The organism is Rhodanobacter sp. Soil_C_14 (assembly GCF_057657335.1).
This window is the reverse complement of record NZ_JBDGIQ010000003.1, coordinates 278,083-303,249: the sequence shown is the minus strand read 5'-3', so window position 1 is coordinate 303,249 and position 25,167 is coordinate 278,083. Positions and strand designations below refer to the sequence as shown.

General features: G+C 64.7%; 22 protein-coding genes. 5 read left to right on the top strand and 17 right to left on the bottom strand.

Annotated elements, in window-relative coordinates; genetic code table 11:
• From msrA to AC3A56_RS09900, 5 genes are all read right to left on the bottom strand, one after another.
• The gene (gene msrA / locus AC3A56_RS09920; RefSeq protein WP_487770191.1) at window positions 1-510 is read right to left on the bottom strand and encodes a peptide-methionine (S)-S-oxide reductase MsrA; all 510 of its coding nucleotides are present in this window, start codon (window positions 508-510) and stop codon (window positions 1-3) included.
• Window positions 507-956 carry a peptide-methionine (R)-S-oxide reductase MsrB gene (gene msrB, locus AC3A56_RS09915; protein WP_487770190.1) on the bottom strand — a complete coding sequence of 150 codons (450 nt, stop codon included), beginning with the start codon at window positions 954-956 and terminating at the stop codon, window positions 507-509. The genes msrA and msrB overlap by 4 nt, the downstream gene beginning before the upstream one ends.
• 276 nt (window positions 957-1,232) lie before the next feature.
• A complete protein-coding gene (locus AC3A56_RS09910; protein ID WP_487770189.1) occupies window positions 1,233-3,497 on the bottom strand; it encodes a beta-glucosidase in 2,265 nt (754 codons plus the stop codon).
• Between the two features lie 40 nt (window positions 3,498-3,537).
• Window positions 3,538-4,830, bottom strand: coding sequence for a hypothetical protein (locus tag AC3A56_RS09905; protein ID WP_487770188.1), 1,293 nt, complete (start codon window positions 4,828-4,830; stop codon window positions 3,538-3,540).
• 71 nt (window positions 4,831-4,901) lie between these two features.
• On the bottom strand, window positions 4,902-8,162 hold the full coding sequence (locus AC3A56_RS09900; RefSeq protein ID WP_487770187.1) for a TonB-dependent receptor: 3,261 nt from the start codon (window positions 8,160-8,162) through the stop codon (window positions 4,902-4,904).
• Window positions 8,163-8,575: 413 nt separating this feature from the next.
• Here AC3A56_RS09900 and AC3A56_RS09895 point away from each other — a divergent pair, with 413 nt between their 5' ends.
• Window positions 8,576-9,589, top strand: coding sequence for a LacI family DNA-binding transcriptional regulator (locus AC3A56_RS09895; protein WP_056718542.1), 1,014 nt, complete (start codon window positions 8,576-8,578; stop codon window positions 9,587-9,589).
• Window positions 9,590-9,647: 58 nt separating this feature from the next.
• On the top strand, window positions 9,648-10,946 hold the full coding sequence (locus AC3A56_RS09890) for an MFS transporter (protein WP_487770186.1): 1,299 nt from the start codon (window positions 9,648-9,650) through the stop codon (window positions 10,944-10,946).
• Between the two features lie 266 nt (window positions 10,947-11,212).
• Here the strand turns inward: AC3A56_RS09890 and AC3A56_RS09885 are convergent, their stop codons facing one another.
• Window positions 11,213-11,395 (bottom strand): hypothetical protein, encoded by a 183-nt coding sequence (locus AC3A56_RS09885; protein ID WP_157598902.1) that lies wholly within the window; start codon window positions 11,393-11,395, stop codon window positions 11,213-11,215.
• Window positions 11,396-11,666: 271 nt separating this feature from the next.
• Between AC3A56_RS09885 and AC3A56_RS09880 the strand changes: the two genes are divergently transcribed.
• Window positions 11,667-12,173: a VOC family protein gene (locus AC3A56_RS09880; RefSeq protein ID WP_487770185.1), complete on the top strand. Its 507-nt coding sequence runs from the start codon at window positions 11,667-11,669 to the stop codon at window positions 12,171-12,173.
• Window positions 12,174-12,175: 2 nt separating this feature from the next.
• Here AC3A56_RS09880 and tadA read toward each other — a convergent pair whose 3' ends face one another.
• The 4 genes from tadA to folD form a co-directional block, all read right to left on the bottom strand.
• Window positions 12,176-12,664, bottom strand: coding sequence for a tRNA adenosine(34) deaminase TadA (gene tadA, locus AC3A56_RS09875; RefSeq protein ID WP_487770184.1), 489 nt, complete (start codon window positions 12,662-12,664; stop codon window positions 12,176-12,178).
• Window positions 12,665-12,742: 78 nt separating this feature from the next.
• A complete protein-coding gene (gene guaA, locus AC3A56_RS09870; RefSeq protein ID WP_487770183.1) occupies window positions 12,743-14,323 on the bottom strand; it encodes a glutamine-hydrolyzing GMP synthase in 1,581 nt (526 codons plus the stop codon).
• Window positions 14,324-14,439: 116 nt separating this feature from the next.
• Entirely contained in the window at window positions 14,440-15,897 is a 1,458-nt protein-coding gene (guaB, locus tag AC3A56_RS09865; RefSeq protein WP_056718546.1) for an IMP dehydrogenase, read from the bottom strand.
• A gap of 89 nt (window positions 15,898-15,986) precedes the next feature.
• Entirely contained in the window at window positions 15,987-16,856 is an 870-nt protein-coding gene (folD, locus tag AC3A56_RS09860; RefSeq protein ID WP_056718547.1) for a bifunctional methylenetetrahydrofolate dehydrogenase/methenyltetrahydrofolate cyclohydrolase FolD, read from the bottom strand.
• Window positions 16,857-16,925: 69 nt separating this feature from the next.
• Here folD and AC3A56_RS09855 point away from each other — a divergent pair, with 69 nt between their 5' ends.
• The gene (locus tag AC3A56_RS09855) at window positions 16,926-17,474 is read left to right on the top strand and encodes a GNAT family N-acetyltransferase (RefSeq protein WP_487770182.1); all 549 of its coding nucleotides are present in this window, start codon (window positions 16,926-16,928) and stop codon (window positions 17,472-17,474) included.
• A gap of 7 nt (window positions 17,475-17,481) precedes the next feature.
• On the opposite strand, the gene der is transcribed toward AC3A56_RS09855, so the two are convergent.
• The 7 genes from der to ndk form a co-directional block, all read right to left on the bottom strand.
• On the bottom strand, window positions 17,482-18,885 hold the full coding sequence (gene der / locus AC3A56_RS09850; protein WP_056764924.1) for a ribosome biogenesis GTPase Der: 1,404 nt from the start codon (window positions 18,883-18,885) through the stop codon (window positions 17,482-17,484).
• A 22-nt stretch (window positions 18,886-18,907) separates the two neighbouring features.
• Entirely contained in the window at window positions 18,908-20,104 is a 1,197-nt protein-coding gene (bamB, locus tag AC3A56_RS09845; RefSeq protein ID WP_056718550.1) for an outer membrane protein assembly factor BamB, read from the bottom strand.
• The gene (locus AC3A56_RS09840) at window positions 20,101-20,751 is read right to left on the bottom strand and encodes a YfgM family protein (RefSeq protein ID WP_487770181.1); all 651 of its coding nucleotides are present in this window, start codon (window positions 20,749-20,751) and stop codon (window positions 20,101-20,103) included. The genes bamB and AC3A56_RS09840 overlap by 4 nt, the downstream gene beginning before the upstream one ends.
• Window positions 20,752-20,906: 155 nt before the next feature.
• The gene (locus AC3A56_RS09835; RefSeq protein ID WP_487770180.1) at window positions 20,907-21,896 is read right to left on the bottom strand and encodes a RodZ domain-containing protein; all 990 of its coding nucleotides are present in this window, start codon (window positions 21,894-21,896) and stop codon (window positions 20,907-20,909) included.
• Entirely contained in the window at window positions 21,893-22,681 is a 789-nt protein-coding gene (gene pilW / locus AC3A56_RS09830) for a type IV pilus biogenesis/stability protein PilW (RefSeq protein WP_056764933.1), read from the bottom strand. Before pilW ends, AC3A56_RS09835 begins: the two co-directional genes overlap by 4 nt.
• On the bottom strand, window positions 22,671-23,801 hold the full coding sequence (rlmN, locus tag AC3A56_RS09825) for a dual-specificity RNA methyltransferase RlmN (RefSeq protein WP_056718554.1): 1,131 nt from the start codon (window positions 23,799-23,801) through the stop codon (window positions 22,671-22,673). Before rlmN ends, pilW begins: the two co-directional genes overlap by 11 nt.
• A gap of 74 nt (window positions 23,802-23,875) precedes the next feature.
• Window positions 23,876-24,298, bottom strand: a complete 423-nt coding sequence (gene ndk, locus AC3A56_RS09820; protein WP_056718555.1) for a nucleoside-diphosphate kinase — start codon at window positions 24,296-24,298, stop codon at window positions 23,876-23,878.
• Between the two features lie 235 nt (window positions 24,299-24,533).
• On the opposite strand from ndk, the gene AC3A56_RS09815 reads away from it, so the two are divergent.
• On the top strand, window positions 24,534-25,148 hold the full coding sequence (locus AC3A56_RS09815; RefSeq protein WP_056718556.1) for a TetR/AcrR family transcriptional regulator: 615 nt from the start codon (window positions 24,534-24,536) through the stop codon (window positions 25,146-25,148).
• Window positions 25,149-25,167: the final 19 nt, after the last annotated feature.

Genomic DNA, 25,167 nt, shown 5'->3' with positions numbered 1-25,167 from the left:
TCAGGCTTGCGCGTCACGCCTCGGCAGTTTCCAGTCGGGGCGGATGAAGTGACAGGTATAACCCTGCGGGTAACGTTCCAGATAATCCTGGTGTTCCGGTTCGGCCTCCCAGAAATCACCCGCCGGCGCCACTTCGGTCACTACCTCGCCCGGCCACAGGCCGGAGGCGTCGACGTCCGCAATGGTGTCTTCGGCGACCTCCTTCTGCGCATCCGAGGTGTAGAAGATCGCCGAACGATAGGACGTGCCACGATCATTGCCCTGGCGGTTGGCCGTTGACGGGTCGTGGATCTGGAAGAAGAATTCCAGCAGGCTGCGATAGCTGATCCGCGATGGATCAAACACGATCTCGATGGCCTCGGCATGGCTGCCGTGATTGCGGTAAGTCGCGTTCGGCACGTCGCCGCCGCTGTAGCCGACCCGGGTGGAGAGCACGCCATCCTGCTGGCGAATCAGGTCCTGCATGCCCCAGAAGCAGCCTCCGGCGAGCACCGCACGCTCGGTCGTCATCGCACATCCTCCACCTGATCCAGGTACGCGCCGTAACCCTGCGCCTCCATCTCGTCACGAGGGACGAAACGCAGCGAGGCCGAGTTGATGCAATAACGCAGGCCACCACGATCCCGTGGGCCGTCCGGAAAGACGTGGCCGAGATGGCTGTCGCCATGGGTCGAGCGCACCTCGGTGCGGATCATGCCGTGGCTGCCGTCGCGCAGCTCGTTCACGTGGGCCGCCTCGATCGGCTTGGTGAAACTCGGCCAGCCGCAACCTGACTCGAACTTGTCCGACGAGGCAAACAGCGGTTCGCCCGAAACGACATCCACGTAGATGCCGGGCTCCTTGTTGTGCAGGTATTCGCCCGTGCCGGGGCGTTCGGTGCCACTTTCCTGGGTGACCCGATACTGCTCGGGACTCAGTTGCGACAAGGCCTCGGGACTTCTGGTGTAACGGGACATGCGGCGCCTCCTGTCGTGGTTGCGATGCAGACAGAAATGGCAGTGCCGGCGCGCATATCAAGGACCGGCGGCAAAAATATCCGGGAAGAGGGTGCTTCAAAGGCCCTTGCGCTCGAATGCCTCGCGGTACAGCCGTGCCTGTTCGCAGGCCAGCCACCTTTGAGCATGTCGCATTCCCGACGGGTCCGGCCCGCCGGAGCGTGCAGGCCGAGCCGGTTGATCGTCTGTGGACGACATACGAAGTTCCCGCCTGACATCCCGCCAGGACATGCCGGCTCAGTGCTTGCCCGTCACGCAGGGTCGAGTTGCACCTGGGGGCGACGCGTCGGCGCCCCAGGAGACTGCCGTGAGTGTCACCTTGCCTTCGCCCTGAAACGACATGGCCGAGTGGCCGAGCTGCAATTGATAGGTGCCGGCCGGGCGTAGCCAGCGCTGGCCATGGCTGTCGAAACTCACCAGCAGGCGCGGGTCGGCGGCGACCGTAAGGTGCGCGGACTGGCCGGGCTTCAGGCTGACGCGGCACCAGCCGGCCAGTCGCCGTGCATTGTTCGACCTGGGCGGGGTCACGTAGAGCTGTGGCACATCAGCGCCCGCGCGTGCGCCGCGATTGGTGACGGTGAACGAGGCGATGAGCTTGCCGCCTTCCACACGTGGCTTGAAGTCGCTGTAGTCGAAGTGCGTGTAGCTCAGGCCGTAGCCGAACGGGAACAGCGGTTCGAAGTGCTGGCGCTGGTACCAGCGGTAGCCTACGTCAGCGCCTTCGAGGTTGTAGTCGACGTCCTGCGCCGGCTGGCCTTGCGGCGGCAGGCCGATGGCGGCGAGGCCTGCGCCGGGGATAGTCGGGCGCGGCAGTTGCGATTCGTCGCGCGGCCAGGTGATCGGAAGGCGACCGGAGGGATTGACCTCGCCGTACAGCAGCCGCGCGATCGCCTCGCCGCCGGCCGCGCCGGGGTACCACGCTTCCAGTACGGCGCCGACCTTGTCCAGCCACGGCATCGCCACCGGCCCATTGTTCTCCAGCACGACGATGGTGAGCGGGTTGGCCTTGGCCACGGCGGCCACCAGTGCGTCCTGGTTGCCCGGCAGGGTGAGGTGCGGCGCGTCGAAACTTTCCGCCGCCCACTGCTCAACGAACACCACGGCCACCCTGGATTGCGCGGCCAGCTTGGCGGCGGCGGCGATGTCCTCGCCGCTGGCGTAGCCCACCGTGCCATGCGCGCGTTGCCTGATCGCCGCCAGTGGTGCGGATGGCTGGTAGATGCGTGGCCCCGGCCACTCGGCGGGCGGCAGGCCTGGTACCGCGTTGCCCTGCGGCGACTGCACCGCGGAGGAGCCTCCGCCGGTCAGCACACCCTTGTCGGCATGGCCGCCGATCACCGCCACGGACTGCGCGGCGGACAGCGGCAGCAGCGCGTCCTGGTTGCGCAGCAGCACCGCGCCGGCTTCCTCGGCGCGCTGCGCCACCTTGCGGTCCGCGGCGAAGTCGATGGGCGCTTGCCTTGCGGGATGATCCATCACGCCGGCCGCGAACAGGCTGCGCAAGATGCGTCGCGCCATGTCGTCGATACGCGACTGCGGCACCTGGCCGGATGCGACCGCGGCACGCAGCGGCTGGTCGAAGTAAACCTCCTTGTCGAAGGTTTCGCCGGCCGATTCCTGATCCAGTCCGGCCAGCGCGGATTTCGCGGCGCTGTGAACCGCACCCCAGTCCGACATCACGAAGCCGGGGTAGTGCCAGTCGTGCTTCAGCACGTCGTTGAGCAGCCAGTCGTCCTCGCAGGCATAGACGGCGTTGATGCGGTTGTAGGAACACATCACCGAGCCCGGGTGGCCGGTCGCGATGGCGATCTCGAAGGCGAGCAGGTCGGACTCGCGCGCGGCGGCGCGGTCGATATTCGCGCTCAGCGTGGTGCGGTCGGTTTCCAGGTCGTTGAGCGCATAGTGCTTGATGGTGGAGACGAGATGCTGGCTCTGGATGCCGGCGATGGCGTTGCCGGCGATCACGCCGGCCAGCAGCGGGTCTTCGCCCGCGTATTCGAAATTGCGGCCGTTGCGCGGGTCGCGCACCAGGTCCACGCCGCCGGCCAGCATCACGTTGAAGCCGCGGCGGTGCGCCTCGCTGCCAATCATCGCGCCGCCTTCGCGGGCGATCGCAGGGTCGAAACTGGCCGCGGTGGCGAGGCCCGAGGGCAGGGCGGTGGCGCCGAGCTTGTGCGGCTTGGCTACGCCGAGACCGGCATCGCTTTCCTGGATGGCCGGCAGACCCAGTCGCGCGATCGCCGGCCCATAGCCGGCCGAACCCAGCGCGCCCGATGCCATCACGTGGCCGTTCTCGGTGTCGCCGAAGTCGACGCGAATCAAGCGGAATTTCTCGTCTTGCGTCATCGCCTTCAGTACGAGGTCGGCGCGCTGGTCGGGCGTCAGCCTGGCGTTCATCCACGGGTGCGCGTCGCCGCTCGCGTTCGCGGTGGTGCATGCACCGCCGAAGGCCCATAGGGCGATGCCGATCAAGGAAGCAATGCGGGTCTTGTGGAGTGCCATGACGTCCCCTTCGTTTTTCCGGAACAGATTGGATGCATGCTCATCGCGGGTGCCGGGTGGCAAACGCTTGACTCGGCAGGTACGGATTGCGATTCGATGCGGCGATCACGGCCCACGCCGTCGCGGCAAGGCATGGCCGGTGGTAGTACCAGGCATATAGCGCCACGATGCGTGGCTCGGGCGTGGCGTAGAGGAAGCCGCCCGGCGAGGCCTGCTGCGCGATCCTGGCGAACAGCGTGTCCGCCCTGGCCTCGTCGCCGACCCATCGCCAGGCGAGCGCGGCCTGCGCGGTGCCTTCCGTCCACATGCCGTCGCGGGCATCGGTGAAAGCGTAGCCACCCTTGACCGCATGCCTGCGTTCGACCCAGCCCAGCGCGCGCCGCCATGCCTTCGGCGCGTCCGGCAGGAGTTGCGCCCAGAGCTGCACATCGAGGGCGGATGGCGAGCGCAGCGGCGCCACGCCGTCGCCTTCGGTGCCCGTCCAGAAATGCCCGCTCGCGGCATCCCATTGCTGCGCCACGAAATCACGGGCGTGTTTCGCCTGTGCGTTCCAGTCGCCGCCGGGTGCGGAGATCCGGGCCAGCCACGCGAACATCGCGGCCAGGTCGATGTTGTGCTCGGTCGATTTCCACGATGCCTTGCGTGGCACCAGCAGGTAAGACTCGATGCCGCCGTGGAAGCCGGCCGCGTCGTGCGCGTCCGACGCGTGGGCGACGACCCAGTCGGCGAGATGTACCGCGGCATCGCGCCAGCGCGTCTCGCCGGTGGCGTCGTGCAGCGCCAGCAACGCCAGTGCGGTCCACGCGACGTTGCCGCAGGAGCTGCCGTCCTGGTACGCGCCGGCATACTGCTGCGCGGCATCGACCCATTGTTTGCGTTGCGCATCCTGCCAGCCGTTCGACAAGGGCTTGTCGCCTGCGACCGCGCCTGCGCGATACGCGTCGCGCAGGCGCGCGTCATGCATGGCCGCGAGGCGCAATGCTTCGCCGATGCGTTCCGCCTGCGGCCGCCTGCCGCAGGCGAGCAGGGCGATGACGGCGAGCGCGTTGTCGTAGGCGAACGCCACCGTGTGCAGTGGCGGCAGGGCGGGTGCGCCTTGTCCGCGTTCGCTGTCGTAGCTGCGTAGTAGTACCGGGCCGTTGCCCGGCAGCGCATCGACGCGCGCGGCGATGGCGTCGCAGCCTGCACGCTCGAGTGCTGCAATCCTTGGCGTCGCGGACGCCGCGGTTTTCGCATGCACCTGCATTGCGGTGGATGCGGCGAGCAGCAGGCAGGCGAACAAGGCCGCCACTCCCGCCTTCACGGGAATGGCGGCAACCGGGGAACTCGCCATGTCGTGTCGCCATCTCGCCACGGCACGTGGTTCGGCATGCGCCATGGCGGGAGCCTGTCGCACGGGACTGGTCAGAAGTCCGCGCGCAGGCTGAGGTTGTAGCGGGTGTCGTTGCGGAAGAAACCCTTGGGCACGGTGGTGCCGTTGGTGTCGATGATTTCGCGGCTCTTGAACGTCGAGTTCAACAGGTTGGCCACCTGCAGGGCCACCTTGACGTGGTCGTTGAGCGAGTAGATCAGCGAACCGTCCAGCCGGCCCTGGGATGCGGCCATGACCGGCAGGAACGGATAATCCGCCTCCTGGCCCGTGATCAGGAACTGCGAGCGCCAGTTCCACGCCAGCCGCGCCGACAGCGGGCCTTTCTCGTAATACGTGGTGAAGTTGAAGGTATCGCGGGACAATTCGCCTGGCGGCAGCTTGAGCTGGTTGACGCACTGCGTAGCCGCCAGATACGTGGCGGGGCAGTAGTTGACCACGCCGAAGGCCAGTCCGTGTGGCTTGATGTAGGTGTAGTTGGTCTGCACGCCAAAGCCGGACAGCCAGCCAGGCAGGAAATCGAATTTTTGCTGGTAAGCCAGTTCTGCCCCGCCCACGCTGCCCTTCTGGTCGAGGTTGGCCAGGCCCGCCGTGTACTGCTCCGGATAGGTCACGCCGTTGTTCGTCACCGTGGTGTCCACAACGTTGGTGATGTACTGGATGGTGTGGTTCAACTGCTTCCAGAACAGCATGCCGGTCAACGATCCGGCGTTGCCGAAATACCACTCCTGGGTCAGGTCGAAATTGTGCGCCGTGATGGGCTTGAGGTAGGGGTTCGTGCCGTTGTAGCCGTTGCCCACCGTCGGCTCGGTGCTGCCATTGGTCCCGTAAGGCAGCAGCCCGCTGATCGATTGGCCCGCTTCCAGCTGGTTGAGCGCCGGCCGGAAGATCGACTTGGAGAATGCGAAACGGGTGATGAGGTCGTCGGTCCAGCCGATTGACAGATTGAAGCTGGGCAGCCAGTTGCCATAGCCGTTGCTGGCCTTTATCGGGCTATAACCACCGTTGGCGAAGGTCACGTATTGCTGCTGCTGTGGCGAGGTGAGCGCGCAGAACGTGCCTGGTGAGGCCGGTTGGGTGCCATTCTTCGTTACGCCTTGGCAATACTCCGCGACGGTGGCATTGCCGAGAGCCTGCTTCATGTCCGGCAGCAGCAGATAGCCCGAGGCATCGTCCTGGGTATGCACGTAGCGCACGCCGATGTTGCCGCTGATCTGCAGGCCGCTCAGGAAATCCATGTTGCCGTTGCTGAAGTTCAGGCGGAGATAGGTGGCGTTGGTTTTTTCCCCGTTGGAGGAGATTTCCTGCGGCAGGTAATGCGTGCCCGGCACGAAGGTATAGCCGTACTGATCGCGTTCGTAGTTGGTGTAATAGGGACTCCACCAGTCCCAGCCCGGATTGATGGTCAGCGACTGCTGGTTGATCTGCTTCATCGCGGCGACGGACTGCCAGAATTGCGACTGCGGGTTGAGGTTGAAGAAGGGCGCGACCACGCCGAAATCACCGTGGTCGAAGGCAGGCAGGTTGACGTGATACGGGGAAACGTCGTTCGGTGTGTCGGCGGCAGTGACTGCCAGCCCTGGCCCGCCGGCGTAAGGCGTGCTGATGTCCCAGAAGTAGCTGTACGGCGAGGAATGCAGCGTTTCTTCCTGGTCGCTGTGCCGGAAACCGAACTGGATGTCGTCCAGCGGGCCCTTGTCCACGTCGAAGCTGCCGTCCAGGCGGAAGGCGCGCTGGTTGCCCCAGGATTTCTCCTGGTGATCCTGTGCCGCCGACCAATAGGTGTTGTTGGGGTTGGCGAAGTACTGGGCCGTCGTTTCGTTGGGATCGGGCGACAGCAGTTTGATCGTGGGCACATTGTCGCCGTGCGTGGCGATGTACCAGTTCGCCTGGGTCATCTGGCGAATGTAGTAGTAGGAATCCGAGTAATCGGAATGGGTGTCCTGCGCGTCCAGGCTGAGGTGCAGGCGGTCATTGACGTTCCACTTCAGGTTGAAGGCGTAGTCGTTGGTCACATAACGCCGCCTGAAGCCGGTGGTATTGAGCTGCGTCGGCACGCCGCCATAGGTGAACGGCAGGAAGGTCGATGCGGCCGGATCGCCCGAGATGACGCCGGACTGAAATACGCCGTTGGCGTCATACACAGGCGGGGTGCCTGCCAGTGGCACGGCACAACCGGCCAGCGTCTGGCCGCTGCAGCCATCCGTCGATGCCTGCAGGGTGTGCTCGAAGGTGGTTTCGGAATCCGATGTCCGATTCCACGTCAGTGCGGCCTGCCACGCCTTGTCCGGGCTTTCCCATTGCAGGGCCAGCGCATGGCCGAAGCGCGTGCTTGTTTCGTCCTGGTGGCGAAGGTCGCCGCCGACCGGCACGTAGCGGTATTCGCCCGGCGCAAGGCCGGGGAGGGCGTCGGTTCTGCCACCCGGCAGGTCGCAGCCATTGCAGCGCCGCTGGTAATCGACCACGGAAATCGCATTGTCGGTCTGGTAGATGCGGTCGTAGGCCACGTTGGCGAGGAAACCGAAGCGGCCGATGCCGGTATCCCAGTTGTGGCTGAACAGACCGGCGATCTGCGGCGTGCCCTTTTTGGCCAGGTCGCCCCAGTAGCTGCCGAGGGTGACGGAGGCCTGTGTATCCTTGTTGCTGTCGAAGGGCATGCGCGTGTTGAGGTTGATCGAGCCAGCGATGCCGCCTTCGATCATGTCCGCCGTCTGGTTCTTGCTCACCACCACCGATCCGATCAGCTCGGGCGACACCGTCGAGAAGTTGAGCCCCTGGCCACCGCCGGCGGAGAACACCTCGCGGCCGTTGAACAGCGTACTGGTGTAGGGCAGGCCCTGCAGGCTGATGTCCGAACCCTGGATCGAGAAATGATCCGGGTCGGCGGCGACGCCGAAGGCGCTGACGGCTACACCCGGCACGCGTTGCAGGGCCTCGGTCACTGACAGGTCGGGCAGGGAGCCGGCGTCCTGCGCCGAGATCGCGTCGACCACGGTGTCGGCGTAGCGCTTGATGTTCTGCGCACGGTTCAGGCTGGACGAGTAGCCGTTGACGGTCATGCCGGTGAGCTGCTTCGCCTCCTTCTCGTTCGCCGTCGTGGCAGCGTTTTTCTTTTTTGCGGCGACCTTCGAATCCCTCTTCGCGGCGGGTGCAGCCTGCGCGGCCTGGTCCGCATCCTGCGGGGCAGGTTGCGCAGACAATGGGCTGGCCACGAACAGCGTCATCGCGATCGCGATGGGCAACAGGCGCAGTTGACTGGCGCCGCCTGCAAGCGGGTGCACGGATTGCTTCGTCACTTCGATATCTCCCCGGTTTTCAGTGAACGCTCGGCCAACGCGGTTCCGCCCTCGACCTCGGTTTCTTCCGCCAGCCGTCCAGACCCCAGACCCCAGACCATCGCCCCGCCTTCGTCGGCCAGGTGCAAACCTGCCTTTGCAGTCGGCGAGAAGAGATTGAAGTGGCGTGGGCGGCTGCCGCCGCAGGGCGCTTCGCCAACCGCCTCCGACCGGACTTTCTCCTCTCTCCCGCGTTGCGTCCCCCCGCAAGCGGATCCCGCATTCGTCGCAAGCTAATCAAATGTACAAGCGCTGTCAACAGAAAATACCAGCGCTGGTACTTTCGCGTGAAACGGCCGGATTCCGTATGGTTGCGCGCCTTCCGCTTGGGGTAGGATGGAGCGCTGCAAGCCATACAGGGGCGGGATCTGCACATGCCTGCGAGAATCGAAGACGTCGCTGCGCATGCCGGCGTATCCACCAAGACGGTGTCCCGCGTGCTCAACGGCCATACGACCGTGCGCGCCAAGCTGCGCGCGCGGATCGAAGCGTCGATCCACGCGCTCAACTACGTGCCCAACGCGTCGGCACGCGGCCTGGCGGGGAATCGCTCGTACCTGGTCGCGCTGCTGTACGACAACCCGATGGCCGGTTCCAGCTACACCATGGAACTGATCGTGGGCGTGCTGCAGGCGTGCAAGGGCACGCCGTACAACGCGGTCCTGCATCCCTTCGACGCGGCGGACGACCTCGCTGCGCGGATCGATGGCTTCGTGGCGACGCACCGGCCGGACGCGCTGGTGCTGGTGCCGCCGCATGCGAACAACGTGAAGCTGCTCCAGCGCCTCGACGAGCTGGACATTCCTTACTCGACGATCTCCTCCAGGCTGCATCAGTCGCGCATCGACGTCGGCTTCGACGAGCGCAGGGCAGCGGCCGAGATTGTCGAGCACTTGGTCTCGCTCGGGCATCGCCGCATCGGCCACATCGCCGGGCTGCAGGGACACGGTGCGCGAACCTGGCGGCTCGGCGGCTATCGCGACGCCTTGCGCCGGGCCGGCATCGCTTACGACGAGTCGCTGGTGGTGGACGGGGATTTCGCCTTCGCCTCGGGCGTGGCCAGCGCGCGGACGCTGCTCGACCTGCGCCACCCGCCTACGGCGATCTTCGCGGCGAACGACGACATGGCTTGCGGCGTGATGCGCGAAGCCTACGAACGCGGGCTGTCGATTCCCGGCGACCTGTCGGTATGCGGCTTCGACGGCACGCCGGTGTCGCAGCTGATCTCGCCCGGCCTGACCACGGTGCATCAGCCATGCCGCGAGCTCGGATGCCTTGCCGTGCAAAGCGTGCTGCAGTCGATCCGCGACGCCGCCATCCCCCGGCAGGCGCGGGTGCCCTACGAGGTGCACTTGCGAGCATCCACGGCCGCGCCCCGGAAACCGTAATATTCGTCCAGGACTGGCGCAGGGAACCTGGCGCGCGGATCGACGGAGCGGAGGGGCTGTGATCGACGACGAGGCCGGAGTGGCGTTGCGCGGGCTGCCCACGCCCTTCGGCGCATGTGCGGATGCGGTGCCACCGGTGCGCCGCGTCGGCTGGCCGTTCATCGCGATCTACGGCATGGCATACATGGGCCTGTGGATGGCCTTGCTGCCGCCCATCCTGGTGGGCCTGGCAATGCGCGTGAGCGCGATTGCCCCGGCGCACGCGACGGGCAGCCTGTCGCTGGTAGTGGGCATGGGGGCGCTGATTGCGTTATTCGGCAACCCGTTCTTCGGCAGCCTCTCGGATCGCACGACCTCGCGCTTCGGCATGCGACGGCCCTGGCTGATTGCCGGCGCCACGGGGGGAGTGGTCGGGTTGGCGGTCATCGCGATGGCCGCGTCGGTTCCGCAACTGCTGCTGGGCTGGTGCATCACGCAGCTTGCCTACAATGCGCAATTGGCCGCGTTGACTGCGATTCTTGCCGATCAGATTCCAGCGTCACAGCGCGGCACGGTATCCGGCATCGTAGGTGTCAGCATGCCGCTGGGTATGGTGGGAGGCACCTACCTGGTGGAGCTCCTTGCGTATTCCACGCTGGCCATCTTTCTGGTGCCAGCCGTGATCGCCCTGGTCGGCGCATTCCTCCTGGCCTGCGTATTGCCCGACCGTCGCCTGGTAGCAATGCAGCGGCCGCGTTACGGGTGGCGCGAATTTCTCGGCAGCTTCTGGATCAACCCGCTGCGCTTTCCGGATTTCGCCTGGGTGTGGAGTAGCCGTTTCCTGCTCTTTGCCGGTGTCGCGCTCCTGATGACCTACCAGGATTTCTATCTGATCCATCAGTTGGGCTGTCCCCCAGCTGCTGTGCCACGGTGGATCTTTCTCTCGACCCTGGTGCAATCCGGTGCGGTAGCGGTTTCCAGTGTCGTGGGCGGTGGGCTGTCGGATGCTAGCGGCCGGCGCAAGGCTTTCGTCTGCAGTACGGCACTGATCTACGCGCTGGCCTTGTTGATGATCGCTTTTGCCACTTCGTACACCCTTTTTCTCGTGGCGATGGCGATCACCGGCATCGCGCAGGGGGGATACCTGGCCGCGGATCTGGCGTTGGTGACCGATGTGTTGCCAGAACGGAAAACACATGCCGCCAGGAACTTTGGCATCTTCAACATCGCCAGCGTCATGCCGCAGTCGCTGATGCCGGCCGTTGCGCCGGGCATCCTGTTGGCGAGCGGCGGGAGCTATACAGCGTTGTTCGCCATGGCAGCGGTTCTCGTCGCACTTGGAGCTTGGGCCATCTTGCCGGTGCGTGGCGCGCGCTGAAGAGGGCGATCTGGGTTCGCCTCGCACACTGATCAGCCATGAACGCCAGCGGTTGCGACATGATGAGAGGGTCGCACCAATTGTGGGATGAGCCAGAGAGCCGGGCACATGGCCTGCGAACATGAGACGGCGAGGCCCATAGGGCGGGTGCCAGCGGTTGCCGTGGCCTTATCGGGCACTTCTTTGATTTCGCATAATGTATATTATGTCAAATCAAGAATGGATGGATCGATCGCGTCGACCCGGCAGCCCTGGAACTGCTTGTCCTAAAGCAGGTTCGGACAGCTCTTCTGTGTCGACTTGATTTGCCGCAGCCAGTCATAGCCATCTTCGGCCCGCAGGCTGGCTTTGGTTGCGATCGTTCGTGGCCCCGCGTCTTGGCGTGCGGGCCGGAGATTCCCAAACCGACTGCTCGGGCCCTGCAGCAGATGATTGATGTAGCGCTTCATTCGAGTGGCTCCTGGAAATGGCGGTGGCCGGGCCGATGCGTGCCGGCCAGGATGTTCCAGACGCAGGATTGGCTTTGCCTCGCCATGTATCAAGCCGGTTCGGGCGATCATTCCGTTCCTGCCTGGAAACGATGCCGAAGTGGCGGTGGTGTTCGCGCTCGGAAACACAGCGGTCGTCAAACCGGGGTTTCGCCTGTTGTCATGCGAACCCATGTAGCTGGCCGAACAGATCTTCGGCCGTCGGATCATGGGCAAGAAAATATTTGCATTGTTGTACGTCGTCCTGATGCTTGGCGCGATCGCGCCGTCGGGAGCTCGCGCAGCCACGTCGTATGACGGCGGCTACGTCAGGGTCGGCGTGCCTGACATGACGCAGGCGGCGACATTCTTCCGCGACGTGCTCGATTGCCAGCTGATCGGGGGCGAAGCCACGGCCAGTGAATCCGCAACGGAGTCCCTCCTGCTTTCCTGCGACGAAGGCTCGGTGGTCGAACTCTTCGTCGATCGGGGCAACTCCCCCTCTCCCGCATCGGACAAGCCATCGGCGACCCTGCAATTGGCTACGGACGATGTGGCGCACGCCAACGAATGGTTGCGAAACCAGGGCGTGGCAGTCCGCAGCGCGCCGCATCGCGTGGTCTCGGGTCCCCTGGCCGGGCACATGGTGCTGGATTTCGCGGCACCATGGGGGTTGCGCCTGCAACTGGTGGGCAGGAACGTGCCCGATCCCGGCAACACGGGTCTGGCCACGGCCGATATCCAGTACGACGGCGGCTGAGTTCAGCGGCGGGCGCGGAAGAACTCCCGCAGCATCCCGGCCGACTCCTCACCCAGCAGGCCACCGACCACCTCGATCCGATGGTTGTGGCGCGCGTCGACCAGGGTGTCGAATACGCTGCCCGCCGCGCCGGTCTTGGGATCAGCGGCCGCGTAGACCACCCTGCCCAGTCGCGCGTGGATCATGGCCATGGCGCACATCGAACATGGCTCCAGCGTGACGTAGAGGGTGGCGCCGGACAGCCGGTGGTTGGCCAGCTTCTCGCCCGCCGCCCGCATGGCCATGATTTCGGCATGGGCGGTCGGGTCGTGCAGGGTGATGTTGCGATTCCAGCCCAGGCCGGCGATCTCGCCTCCCTGCACCAGTACGGCCCCCACGGGCACTTCATTCTCGGCATCGCGGGCGTGCGCTGCCAGCTGCAGTGCTCGCCGCATGTACTGCACGTCGGCAGCTGAGAATTCACTGGAACTTGAAGAAATTTTGTCAGTCATTTCAAAATGTTGCATGATTTACATGAGAAAGCCGGCAAGTTGCCGGCCGTTCTCCGTGCATGCAAGTGGCTGATTTTACTATTCCCACTCGATCGTGGCAGGTGGCTTGCCGCTTATGTCGTAAACTACGCGAGAAACACCGCGCAACTCATTGATAATTCTATTTGAAACCTTGCCGAGAAACTCGTACGGCAGGTGTGCCCAGTGGGCGGTCATGAAGTCGATGGTTTCCACCGCACGCAGCGCGATCACCCACTCGTAGGCGCGCGCGTCGCCGACCACGCCCACCGACTTGACCGGCAGGAAGACCGCAAACGCCTGGCTGGTCCGGTCGTACAGGTCGGCCTTGCGCAGTTCGTCGATGAAGATCGCGTCGGCCTGGGCCAGCAGCTCGGCGTATTCGCGTTTCACTTCGCCCAGGATGCGCACGCCCAGGCCCGGCCCGGGGAACGGATGGCGATAGACCATCGCGCGGGGCAAGCCGAGTTCCACGCCGATCCGGCGCACCTCGTCCTTGAACAGTTCGCGCAGCGGCTCGACCAGCTTCAGCTTCATGTGCGCCGGCAGGCCGCCGACGTTGTGGTGACTTTTGATGACGTGAGCCTTGCCGGTCTTGCTGCCGGCCGACTCGATCACGTCTGGATAGATGGTGCCTTGGGCCAGCCACTTCACCTCGCCGCTGCCGCCGGCAGTGAGCTTGGTGGACTCCTCGTCGAAGATTTCCACGAACAGGCCGCCGATGATCTTGCGCTTGGCTTCCGGATCGGCCACGCCTTCGAGCGCTTTGAAATAGCGATCGGCGGCGTTGACCCGAATGACCTTGACGCCCATGTTCTCGGCCATGGTGGCCATCACCTGGTCACCTTCCTGCCAGCGCAACAGCCCGGTGTCGACGAACACGCAGGTCAGCTGCTCACCGATCGCCTTGTGCAACAGCGCGGCCACCACGGAGGAATCGACGCCGCCGGACAGGCCCAGCAGCACGTGGTCGTTGCCGACCTGTTCGCGCACGCGGGCGATCTGGTCGTCGATGATGTTGGCGGCGGTCCACAAGGTGGCGCAGCCGCAGATCTCGGTGATGAAGCGCTTCAGCAGCGCCCCGCCCTGCTTCGTGTGGGTCACCTCGGGGTGGAACTGCACGCCGTACCAGCGCTTGTCCTCGTTTTCCATCACCGCGACCGGGATGCGCTCGGTGCTGCCGGTGATGACGAAACCCGGCGGTGCCTTCGACACGTGGTCGCCGTGGCTCATCCACACGTCGAGCTTGTGACTGTCCGCATGATCGCTGAGGCCATCGAACAGGCGGCTGGCGGCGGTGATGTCCACCGTGGCGTGGCCGAATTCGCGGGCATCGGCCGCCTCGGTCGCACCGCCGAGCTGGGCCGCCAGGGTCTGCATGCCGTAGCAGATGCCGAGGATCGGCAGACCCGAATCGAACACCTGTTGCGGCGCCTTGGGCGCGCCTTCGAGCGTGGTGGACTCCGGCCCGCCGGACAGGATGATGCCCTTGGCGCCGAAGCCGGCGATTTCGGCCGGATCATGATCCCAGGCCCAGATCTCGCAGTACACGCCAAGCTCGCGCACACGCCGCGCGATCAGCTGCGTGTATTGCGCGCCGAAGTCGAGGATGAGGATCTTGTCGGAGTGGATGTTGTGCATCGGCCCGGGCCTTGAAAACGTCCGTAATTAGCCGGCGTCATTCCCGCGAAAGCGGGGATGACGTCCGCCAGGGGTTGGAGAATTGGACAGAGTCCAATCTCCGGATGGGTTTCAAATCAGGAATTCAGCCGGTAGTTCGGCGCTTCCTTGGTGATCTGGATGTCGTGCGGATGCGCTTCGGTGACGCCGGCCGAAGTGACCTTCACGAACTGCGCCTTGTGCCGCACGTCCTCGACGGTGGCTGCGCCCAGATAACCCATCGAGGCACGCAGGCCACCGATCAGCTGATGGATGATGTTGCGCAGCGGGCCGCGATACGGCACGCGACCCTCGATGCCTTCGGGCACCAGCTTGTCGGCGTCGGCCTCGTCCTGGAAGTAGCGATCCTTCGAGCCCAGCTGCATCGCGCCGATCGAACCCATCCCGCGGTAGCTCTTGTACGAGCGGCCCTGGAACAGTTCGACCTCGCCCGGTGATTCCTCGGTGCCGGCGAACATCGAGCCCAGCATCACGCTGGAGGCGCCGGCGGCCAATGCCTTGGGAATGTCGCCGGAATAGCGGATGCCGCCATCGGCGATCAGCGGGATCTCGTCCTTCAGCGCGGTGGCGACCATGTCGATTGCGGTGATCTGCGGCACACCCACACCGGCAACCACGCGGGTGGTGCAGATCGAGCCGGGACCCACGCCGACCTTGACCGCGTCCACGCCCACGTCGAGCAGCGCTCGGGCCGCTTCGCCGGTGACGATGTTGCCGGCAATCACCTGCACTTGCGGATAGTTCTTCTTGACCCAGCCCACGCGATCGATCACGCCCTGCGAATGGCCATGCGCCGTGTCGACCACCAGCACGTCGACGCCGGCATCGACCAGGGCAGCCACGCGCTGTTCGGTATCGCCCGAAACGCCGACTGCCGCGCCGACCAGCAGCGCTTCCTGCCGATCCTTGGCGGAATGCGGATTGTCGCGCGCCTTCTGGATGTCCTTGACGGTGATCAGGCCACGCAACTGGAATGCCTCGTTGACCACCAGCACTTTCTCGATGCGGTGCTTGTGCAGCAACAGCAGCACATCGTCCTGGCCGGCGCCCTCGCGGACGGTGACCAGCTTGTCCTGGCGCGTCATGATGTTGCGCACCGGGTCGTCCAGCTTGCGCTCGAAGCGCAGGTCGCGGCTGGTGACGATGCCGACCAGTTGCGCACCATCCACCACCGGCACGCCGGAGATGTTGTGCGCGCGGGTCAGTCGCAGCACTTCGCGAATCGAGGTTTCCGGGGTGACGGTGATCGGGCTGCGGATCACGCCCGCTTCGAACTTCTTGACCAGGCGCACTTCGGCGGCCTGCTGCTCGGCGGTCATGTTCTTGTGGATGATGCCGATGCCGCCGTTCTGGGCCATGGTGATGGCGAGTCGGGCTTCGGTGACGGTGTCCATGGCCGCGGACACGATGGGGATGTTCAGGCGCAGGTCGCGGGTAAACCGCGTCGAGGTGTTCACGTCGCGCGGCAGCACGATGGAGTGGCCCGGAACAAGGTAGACGTCGTCGTAGGTCAGTGCCTCGGCGAGAATGCGCATGAAAAAGCCCCGCTGCAAAGAGGGAATTATACGCGCCCCGACGTGTTGCCTGCCAGATGCAGGCCTGAATGCCGGCCTGCCGGACCGGCTCAGCCCGCTGCCGCAGCCTGCAAACGAGCCTCGGCGGCTTCCAGCGTGTTCTCCATCAGCGTAGCCACGGTCATCGGTCCGACACCGCCGGGAACCGGCGTGATCCAGCTGGCGCGTTCAGCCGCCGGGGCGAACTCCACGTCGCCGACCAGCCGTCCATCGTCCAGCCGGTTGATGCCGACATCGATGACCACGGCGCCGGGCTTGATCCAGTCGCCCTTGACCAGCCCGGGCTTGCCGACCGCGACGATCACGATGTCGGCCTGGCGCACGAAACCTTCCAGGTCGCGCGTGAAACGGTGGCACGAAGTGGTGGTGCAACCGGCGATCATCAGCTCGAGCGCCAGCGGTCGGCCGACATGGTTGGAAACGCCGATCACCACCGCGTGCTGTCCGCGCACCGGGCGATCGGTGTGGCCGAGCAGGGTCATCACGCCTTTCGGTGTGCATGGACGCAGACCAAAGCGACGCAAGGCCAGGCGCCCCACGTTGATCGCCTGGAAACCGTCCACGTCCTTGTCCGGATCGATGCGGTCGACCAGAGCGTCTTCGTCGATGTGATCCGGCAGTGGAGACTGCACCAGGATGCCGTGCACATCCGGATCGGCGTTGAGCCTGTCGATCAGTGCGAACAGCTCCTGCTGGGTCGTGTGTGCCGGCAAGTCATGGTCGAAGGAACGAAAGCCGACCTGGTGACAGGCCTTGCGCTTGTTGCGCACGTAGACCGACGAGGCGGCGTCGGCGCCGACCAGGACCACCGCTAGGCCTGGCGCGGCCAGCCCCTGCCGGACGCGCTCGGCCACGCGTTTCCCCACACGCTCGAGCAATTCCTGCGCGATGCGTTTGCCGTCGAGTATGCGTGCGCTCATGGATGTCACCTGGCTGGGGAGTCGTGCATTATCCGGGCTGGATCACATGCATACAAACACGGGCCGCGCATGGACATCACCGGATTGAGCGACGATCGTCTGCACCTGCGGACATGGCGGGAGGAAGATGCGCCGGTGCTGGTGGAAGCTGTCCGCGAATCCGTGGCCAGTGTCGGGCAATGGCTGCCGTGGTGTCGCGCGGGCTACGACCTGAGCGACGCCCTGACCTGGATCGCACACTGCCAGACAGGCTGGGCCAGCGGCGATCATTTCGCGTTCCCGGTCTTCGAAGCCGGTTCCGGTCGATTGCTGGGTGCCGCCGGTCTCAACCAGCACAACCGGCTGCATCGCAGCGCCAACCTGGGTTACTGGGTGCGTGAATCCTGCCAGCGGCGCGGTGTCGCCGTTGCGGCTGCGCGGCGGGTGGCCCGCTTCGGCTTCTCGCAACTCGGGCTGGTCCGCATCGAGATCGTGATCCTGCCCGACAACCTGGCCAGCCACGCCGTCGCCAGAAGTCTGGGTGCAAAATTCGAGGTGATCGCCCGGCAACGGCTGTGGGTTGAAGGCCGGGCGCGCGACGCCGCGGTATACGGATGGATACCGCGGGACCTCGACTGAAGCCTGTTCAGCGCGTGCGGCTGATCAGCTCGCTCTTGCGGCGGCGGGCCTTGTGCTGCTGTTCCTTGGTCAGCACCTTCTTGCGCCCGGCATACGGGTTTTCGCCCTCGCGGAACGCGATGCGGATCGGCGTGCCCTCGAGCTTGTAGCGCTTGCGGAAGAAGTTTTCCAGGTAGCGCTGGTATGCCGGTGCGATGTGCTTGGTGCGGGTGCCGTGGATCACGATGGTGGGCGGATTGGTACCGCCCGGATGCGCGAAACGCAGCTTCGGCGCATGGCCGTTGACCAGCGGCGGCTGGTAGCTCTCGTAGGCCTTTTCCAGCGTCTTGGTGAGATCGGACGACACCAGCACCTTGGTGGCCGACGCGTGCGCACGCACCACGGCGCGCATCAGTTCGCGCAGGCCCGAACCATGCAGTGCGGAGATCTGCACCTGCTTGGCCCAGTCGGCGAATACCAGGCGACGATCCAGCGCACGGCGGCATTCGTCGCGCTGGTACGGGTCCATGTCGTCCCACTTGTTGATCGCGATGACCAGCGCCCTGCCCTCGTCCATCGCATAACCGATCAGGGTGAGGTCCTGGTCGGCGAGGTTTTCCCGGGCATCGATCATCACCACCACGACCTGGGCCGCGGCGATCGACTGCAGCGTCTTGATCACGCTGAACTTCTCGACGGCTTCCTCGACCCGCGCCTTGCGCCGGATGCCGGCCGTGTCGATCAGCGTATAACGCTTGCCGTCGCGCTCCAGCGGCACCCGGATCGGATCGCGGGTGGTGCCGGCGACGTTGGAAACGATCAGCCGTTCTTCGCCCAGCAGGCGATTGATCAGGGTCGACTTGCCGGCATTCGGGCGTCCCACGATGGCGACGCGGATGGTGCCATCCTCGCTGTCGGCCTCGACGCTGCCCTCTTCCTCGGCGGGAAGGATCGGCAGCAGGACGCGGATCAGGTCATCGGTGCCGCGATTGTGCGCCGCCGACAACGGCAGCGTGGTACCGATGCCGAACGCGGAAAACTCGGCCAGCACGGCCTGCTCATCGAGGCCGTCAGTCTTGTTGACCACCGCCACGATCGGCTTGCCGCTGCGACGCAGCTCGCCCAGGATCACGTAATCCTGCGGCAGCAGGCCGTCGCGGGCGTCGACCACGAAGACCAGCACGTTCGCTTCCTCGATCGCCAGGCGCACCTGCCTGGCGGTGAGCACGTCCATGGTTTCCTCGACGCCGGACAGGCCGCCGGTATCAACCACCACGAACGGCCGCTCACCGCTGCGGCAGACGCCGTAGTGGCGATCGCGGGTGACGCCCGGCATGTCGGCCACGAGGGCGTCACGGCTGCGCGTCAGCACATTGAACAGGGTCGATTTACCGACATTCGGACGACCAACCAGTGCGACGACGGGCAACATGATAAGTACTTCGTTCCAGCGATCAGGGTGAGGACAGACGGTAGGCGCCGATGTGGCCCTCGACGTCCTCGACGTAAACGATGTCGCCCACCACCAGCGGCTGGGCACGGATCGCCTTCTTCGACAGCCGCTCACGGGCGGCCAGGGCGCCATCGCCGCTCTGCAACCAGTGCACGTAGCCTTCCAGATCGCCCACGACAACGTAGTTGCCCTGCACGGCGGGGCCGGTGACCCAGCGATATTTCAGCGAGGCGTTCTTCCACATGTCGGTGCCGGTGCTGCGATCGAACGCCCACACCTGGGACTGGTCGTCGACACCGAAGATCGCGCCGGCATTGCTGGCCAGCGAATCGAAGGTGGAGAACGGGTGCGACCACAAGGGGCGACCGCTGGGGCCGTCGATGGCGGTCAGGTTGCCGTGATAGGCGGCGCCATAGAGCGTGCTGCCGTCCAGCAGGATAGAGCCGTCGGCGTCATTCAGCTTGTCGATCTCGGTGCGGCCTTCGCCGCTGGACAGCCGCTGCTCCCACAACTTCGAACCATTGTCCTGACGCAGGGCCACCAGCTTGCCGTCGTCGCTGCCGAAGAACAGCACGCCGTTGGCTACCAGCATCGTGCCGTTGCCACGCAGACTCAGCAGCGGCACCGTGCTCTGGTCGTAAACCCAGCGACGATGGCCGTCCGCGGCGTCCAGCGCATAAATGCGGCCGTCACCGGTGCGCACCATCACCATGTCGCCCACGATCACCGGCGACGCCATCACTTCGCCGCTGACTTCGACTTCCCAGCGCGGGTTGCCGTCTTTGGCGCTCATGGCGTAAACGTGACCATCCAGCGTGCCGACCGCGAGCAGGTCGCCGCTGACCGCAGGGCCGCCCGCGTATTGGGCATCCTTGCGCTTCTTGTCACCCCAGCCAAACCAGCCGTGCGTGCGCGAGCTCTTCGTCCACAGCGTCTTGCCGCTGGTGGCGTCGATGGCGGCGATTTTTCCGTCGGTGCTGTCGGCATACAGGACGCCGTCGACCACCGCCGGGCGCAAACGCACGCCGCTCACCTGGGCGCCGTCACCGACCGTGGTCTTCCACAGGCGGGTGACTTGCACCGTCGACTTGAAATCCTTGGCCAGCGGCGTCGGCGGCTGGACGTTTTCCTTCTTGAAGGAATGGCAACCGGCGAGGGTTGCCAGCGAAGCCAGCGTGATCAACAGAAATCTTTTCATGCACCCTGCTTCCCGGCCACAGCCAGATTATCGATTTTCATCTGCAGCGCGCCGCGTTGCGGCGCCTCCTCGCCCAGTGCCGACATGGCAGCCTGATAGGCCTTGCGGGCTTCGTCCGGGCGTCCAAGCTTGACCAGCACATCACCGCGGAGTTCCTGCGCCAATCCCTGATAGCTGTCCGCCGGAATCTTGTCGAGGGTGGCCAGGGCCGCCTTGCCGTTGTCGCTGGCCATTTCCACCTGGGCCTTGCGCAACTGCGTGAGCGACTTCAGTGCCGGTTCGGTGGCATGGCTCTCGGCCCATTCCAGCGAGGCCTCGGCCTTGTCAAACTGCTTGGCCTCGACTTGCTGTTTCGCACGATCACTGACGGCGAACACGGCAAATGGCGACTTCGCGTAATCCTTCATCAGCTGATCGGTCAGCTGCGCGGCGGCATCGGTCTTGCCCGAGGCCTGCGCGATCTGCACCTGCTGATAGAGCTGGGAGGCCTCGGCCTCGTTGCCAGCCTGGTGCTTGCGCCACTGTTGCCATCCGAAGATGCCGACCAGACCGATCGCGATGCCGACGATGATCGACACACCATTCTCGCGCAGCCACTTCTGAACCAGCTCGCTCTGTTCGTACTTGTCGTATTCTTCAAATGCCATGCAATCACCATTCAAAAGGCCGCGCGCCCGCGGACGCGTGCAGAGGCCAGTGCGATAAATCAAGGGAAAAGCCGGTCACGTCCACTCGAGACCGAGTGGACGTCAGTGGGCAAGCATAACCGAAATGGCGCGCCTGAAGCGGCCCGGAATGGCGATCAGAGGCTGGCTGCGGAAGCCTTGCCGTCCTGCATTCGCACGCGGAAACGGGCCACGTTGGCCCGGCGGAAATCATCGAGGCCGATCGTGGCACCGTCGATCACCACCTGCGCACCGTTGGCGTTGCCGATGCGCACGTCCAGCGCCTGGCTGCTGTGGTAGGTCTTGCTGGTTCCGGCAGGAAGCAAGCCGTATTCCAGTCGCGTGCCGTCCGCCTGCACCACTTCCACCCAGCTCGCCGAGGTAAGCGTCATGCTGAGGCTATGATCACCCACGCCGGTTTCGACCACGGGTGGTGTCGGTCGTGCAGGCGTCAGACTGCTGTTCTCCAGGCTGGGAAATGGCGCCATGGAGGCGAGCAGCGGCTGATCCTGCGCCGGTGGTGCGACCTGCTGCACTGGCGGCAGGATGCTGGCGGGCGTCTGCCCGTCAGTCTTGACGGCCTCGACAGCGGGCGCCTCGATCTGCGCTACCGGTGTTGCGTCGAGCGGGGCGAGATGGGTGAGATCCCGATCCAGCGTGCCGCGCACGCCCAGCCAGATCATCGGCACCACGATCACTGCGGTAAGCACGACGTAGGTGGCGGCCGTGGCGTAACGATCCAGCAGGAAGCGCGAATGCGAGATGCCGCCCGTGGCTACCAAAGGTGTCTCGACCTGCCGGATGCGATCCAGTTCCACCTGGATCGATGCCTCGTTGATACCCAGGTAGCGACCATATTTGCCGATATAGCTGGCCAGGTAGACCTTGGAATCAATGCCCTCGTGCTGATCGCGCTCGAGCTGGCGCAGTATGCGAGCGGGCAACTTCAGCGTATGGGCACAGGCTTCCAGGTCCAGCCCGCGGGCTTCACGCGCCCCATGCAGGCGACTGCCGAAACTTACCGCGTGGGGGTCTGTGGGGGACACATCCATGTTGGGCAAATTGATACCGAACAATTCGGGCTTGTCAGAGCTCTGCCCGGTCGGCTGGGATTGCATGGAGGTCATTGGCGGGTCGTTGAATTCAGCGCCTGCGCCTGCTCCGAATCCGGGAACTGGCTCAGCAGTCGCTTGCTGTAAGTGAGGGCGCCTTCCTTATTGCCCAGACGTGTTTCGATGTCGTGCCCCAGTTTGAGTGACGCGGCCGTGGGCTGGCCCAGCGCATCGAACCGCTGGAGGAACGCCCTGGCGCGAAACGCATCCTTGTTCAGGTAAAGCGTATTTGCAAGCTGGAAGAGTGCCTCTGCATTACCCGGATTTCTTGCGATGGCGTCACGAAAACTCGCTTCACCCCCCGCAATGTCGTGGGCGCGAAGCTGGCAGACACCGGCATTGGTCAAGGCCACGTCCGGAGTCTGGTAGAACGGGTCGGCTATCGCCTTGCGGAAATACTGGTCCGCCTCGGCGATCTTGCCGGTATGGCAGAGGAAAACACCCAGGTTGTTGTTGGGTGCCCCCTTGTTCGGCTCCAGTGCAACCGCCTTGCGGTAATGCTCCTCGGCCTCGGGCAGCCTGTTGATGCGCTCGTAGATGACGGCGATCACGGTGTGGGCCGGCGCGTAGCGGGGATCGAACTGCAGCGCCTTGGTCACTTTTTCCAGGGCCGTCTGCAGGTCGCCCGAATTGAGGTAACGCTGGGCCAGTTCGGTATGGATGCGGGCGGCTTCCTCAGCCTGATCACTCTGGCTGCTCTGCGGCATGCTCTTGCCCAGCGAGCTGCTGTCGCTGTGCGTGGTGACGCAACCTGCCAATGGCAGCCAAAGGCTGAACAGCACTACCCGCTCAAACCGCATGCGATGTCCCCTCTTCCTGTCGCTTCTTGATGTCGGCGCTGCGCCGGGTACGATCGGCGACCTGGCCGGCCAGTTGGCCGCAGGCGGCGTCGATGTCGTCGCCGCGAGTCCTCCGCAGCATGGTCAAAATGCCGGCATTGAGCAACTGGGTCTGGAATTGGTGGATGTCGTTCGCATCCGAACGCTTGAACTGGGTGCCCGGGAAGGGGTTGAACGGAATCAGGTTGACCTTGCACGTGGGCAGCTTGCGCATCAGCTTGATCAGCTGCCGCACATGCTCGGGCTGGTCGTTGATGCCCTTCATCAAGGTGTATTCGAAGGTGATCGACGTGCGCGGCTTGCGCGCGACCCAGCGCTGGCAGGCAGCCAGCAGCTCGGCGAGCGGATAACGCTTGTTGATCGGCATCAGCTCGGTGCGCAGATCATCGTTGGCCGCATGCAGCGAGACGGCCAGCGACACGTCGATGGCGTCGGACAGCTGGTCGATCAGCGGCACCATGCCGGCGGTCGACAAGGTGACGCGCTTGGCGGCCAGGCCGAAGCCCAGGTCGTCGCGCATCAGCTTCATCGCCTTGAGCACGTTCTCGAAATTGGCCAGCGGCTCGCCCATGCCCATCATCACCACGTTGGTGATGCGACGGTTCTGGTGGGTCACGTTGCCCAGGTACTTCGCCGCGACCCAGACCTGGCCGATGATTTCGGCGGTCGACAGGTTGCGATTGAAGCCCTGCGCCCCGGTCGAGCAGAACTGGCAGTTCAGCGCGCAACCGATCTGCGAAGAAACGCACAAGGTGCCGCGGGTCGGCTCGGGAATGTAGACCGTCTCGATCGCATTGCCCGAGTCCATGCCCAGCAGCCACTTGTGCGTGCCGTCAGTGGCGACCTTGTCCAGCAGGGTCTTCGGTGCACCGATGTAGCAGACCTCGGTGAGCTTGGCGCGCAGCGCCTTGCCCACGTCGGTCATGTTCTCGAAGTTGTCTTCCAGGTCGTGGTAGATCCACTTCATCACCTGCTCGGCGCGGTACGGCTTCTCGCCGATCTGCACGAAGAAATCGCGCAGGCCCTGCCGATCGAAATCGAGCAGGTTCACCTTGGTGTTACTGGCGACAACTTGGTTCAAGGAATGGCTCTTGTGAAGAGTGCGGCCACGGATGGCCGCTTTTTGATCTTCGCGTTCAAGGATGAACGCACAAATTAACGGCAAACTTCCGTGGCGGCGAAGAAATAGGCAATCTCCACCTTGGCGGTGTCGACGGCGTCGGAACCATGCACGGCGTTGGCGTCGATCGACTCGGCGAAGTCGGCGCGGATCGTGCCCGGCGCGGCTTCCTTCGGATTGGTCGCGCCCATCAGGTCACGGTGGGCCAGCACGGCGTTCTCGCCTTCCAGCGCGGAAATCATCACCGGGCCGGAGATCATGAATTCGACCAGCGCCTTGAAGAACGGGCGCTCGCTGTGCACGGCGTAGAAGCCTTCGGCTTCCTGGCGCGACAGCTGCTTCATCTTGGCGGCGACGATCTTCAGGCCAGCCTGTTCGAAGCGTGCGTAGATCTGGCCGATGACGTTCTTGGCAACGGCGTCGGGCTTGATGATGGAAAGAGTGCGCTCCAGCGCCATACGGGTCTGCTCCGGAAAAAAACGGATGATTGGGAAAGGGATGGTCGCCAGTCGAGGCCGGCTGAGGCCAAATCTGTCAGAGATTGAGGATTTAGCTCACGAAATTGTGACAGATTCTAACCCATACGCAAGTCGCGGCGGGTTTGCAACAAACGATCGTTTGACGGCTGCGGAGCTGTCCGCGTATGCTCAAACGATCGTTTGAACCGACCTCAGGCTGCTGGATGGTCCTTCCGTGAACAGCTCCGTTTCAACCAAGGACCGCATCCTGGGCGCCGCCGAGCTGCTGTTTGCCCAGCGCGGGTTCGAGGGCGCCTCGCTGCGCCAGCTGACCACCAATGCCGGGGTGAATCTGGCCGCCGTCAATTACCACTTCGGTTCAAAGGAAAAGCTGGTCGAGGAGGTGTTCCGTCGCCGCCTCGACGCGCTGAACGAAAGCCGACTGGCCGCACTGGCGCAGGTCGCCGGCGCGCCCGAGACCACCCTGGAAGACGTGCTCGAAGCCTTCATCCGCCCGGCGCTCGACCTTTCCCACGACGACAGCGGCGCCCTGTTCATGCGCGTGCTGGCCCGCGCCTTCGCCGAACACGACGACACCCTGCGCCAGTTCCTGTCCGCCAACTACGGCCATGTCATGCGCCAGTTCACCGCCGAGTTCGCCCGCCTGTTGCCCCAGTTGAGCAAGCAGGAGCTGTACTGGCGCATCGATCTGGTGACCGGCGCGCTGACCCACGCGATGTCCGGCTTCGGCATGATCCAGCGCAAAAGCGATGTCAGCGAGAACGCCCATCGCGAACAGACCGCCCTGCACCTGATCCGCTTCGCCGTGGCCGGTCTCAGCCACCCCTGAATTCACCTGTCCCACCTCT

Bases quoted from the DNA above. Each gene is read 5' to 3' on its own strand.
- msrA (WP_487770191.1), bottom strand. From the start codon at position 510: ATGACGACCGAGCGTGCGGTGCTCGCCGGAGGCTGCTTCTGGGGCATG.
- msrB (WP_487770190.1), bottom strand. From the start codon at position 956: ATGTCCCGTTACACCAGAAGTCCCGAGGCCTTGTCGCAACTGAGTCCC.
- AC3A56_RS09910 (WP_487770189.1), bottom strand. From the start codon at position 3,497: ATGGCACTCCACAAGACCCGCATTGCTTCCTTGATCGGCATCGCCCTA.
- AC3A56_RS09905 (WP_487770188.1), bottom strand. From the start codon at position 4,830: ATGGCGAGTTCCCCGGTTGCCGCCATTCCCGTGAAGGCGGGAGTGGCG.
- AC3A56_RS09895 (WP_056718542.1), top strand. From the start codon at position 8,576: ATGCCTGCGAGAATCGAAGACGTCGCTGCGCATGCCGGCGTATCCACC.
- AC3A56_RS09885 (WP_157598902.1), bottom strand. From the start codon at position 11,395: ATGAAGCGCTACATCAATCATCTGCTGCAGGGCCCGAGCAGTCGGTTT.
- tadA (WP_487770184.1), bottom strand. From the start codon at position 12,664: ATGACTGACAAAATTTCTTCAAGTTCCAGTGAATTCTCAGCTGCCGAC.
- guaA (WP_487770183.1), bottom strand. From the start codon at position 14,323: ATGCACAACATCCACTCCGACAAGATCCTCATCCTCGACTTCGGCGCG.
- guaB (WP_056718546.1), bottom strand. From the start codon at position 15,897: ATGCGCATTCTCGCCGAGGCACTGACCTACGACGACGTCTACCTTGTT.
- folD (WP_056718547.1), bottom strand. From the start codon at position 16,856: ATGAGCGCACGCATACTCGACGGCAAACGCATCGCGCAGGAATTGCTC.
- AC3A56_RS09855 (WP_487770182.1), top strand. From the start codon at position 16,926: ATGGACATCACCGGATTGAGCGACGATCGTCTGCACCTGCGGACATGG.
- der (WP_056764924.1), bottom strand. From the start codon at position 18,885: ATGTTGCCCGTCGTCGCACTGGTTGGTCGTCCGAATGTCGGTAAATCG.
- bamB (WP_056718550.1), bottom strand. From the start codon at position 20,104: ATGAAAAGATTTCTGTTGATCACGCTGGCTTCGCTGGCAACCCTCGCC.
- AC3A56_RS09840 (WP_487770181.1), bottom strand. From the start codon at position 20,751: ATGGCATTTGAAGAATACGACAAGTACGAACAGAGCGAGCTGGTTCAG.
- AC3A56_RS09835 (WP_487770180.1), bottom strand. From the start codon at position 21,896: ATGACCTCCATGCAATCCCAGCCGACCGGGCAGAGCTCTGACAAGCCC.
- pilW (WP_056764933.1), bottom strand. From the start codon at position 22,681: ATGCGGTTTGAGCGGGTAGTGCTGTTCAGCCTTTGGCTGCCATTGGCA.
- ndk (WP_056718555.1), bottom strand. From the start codon at position 24,298: ATGGCGCTGGAGCGCACTCTTTCCATCATCAAGCCCGACGCCGTTGCC.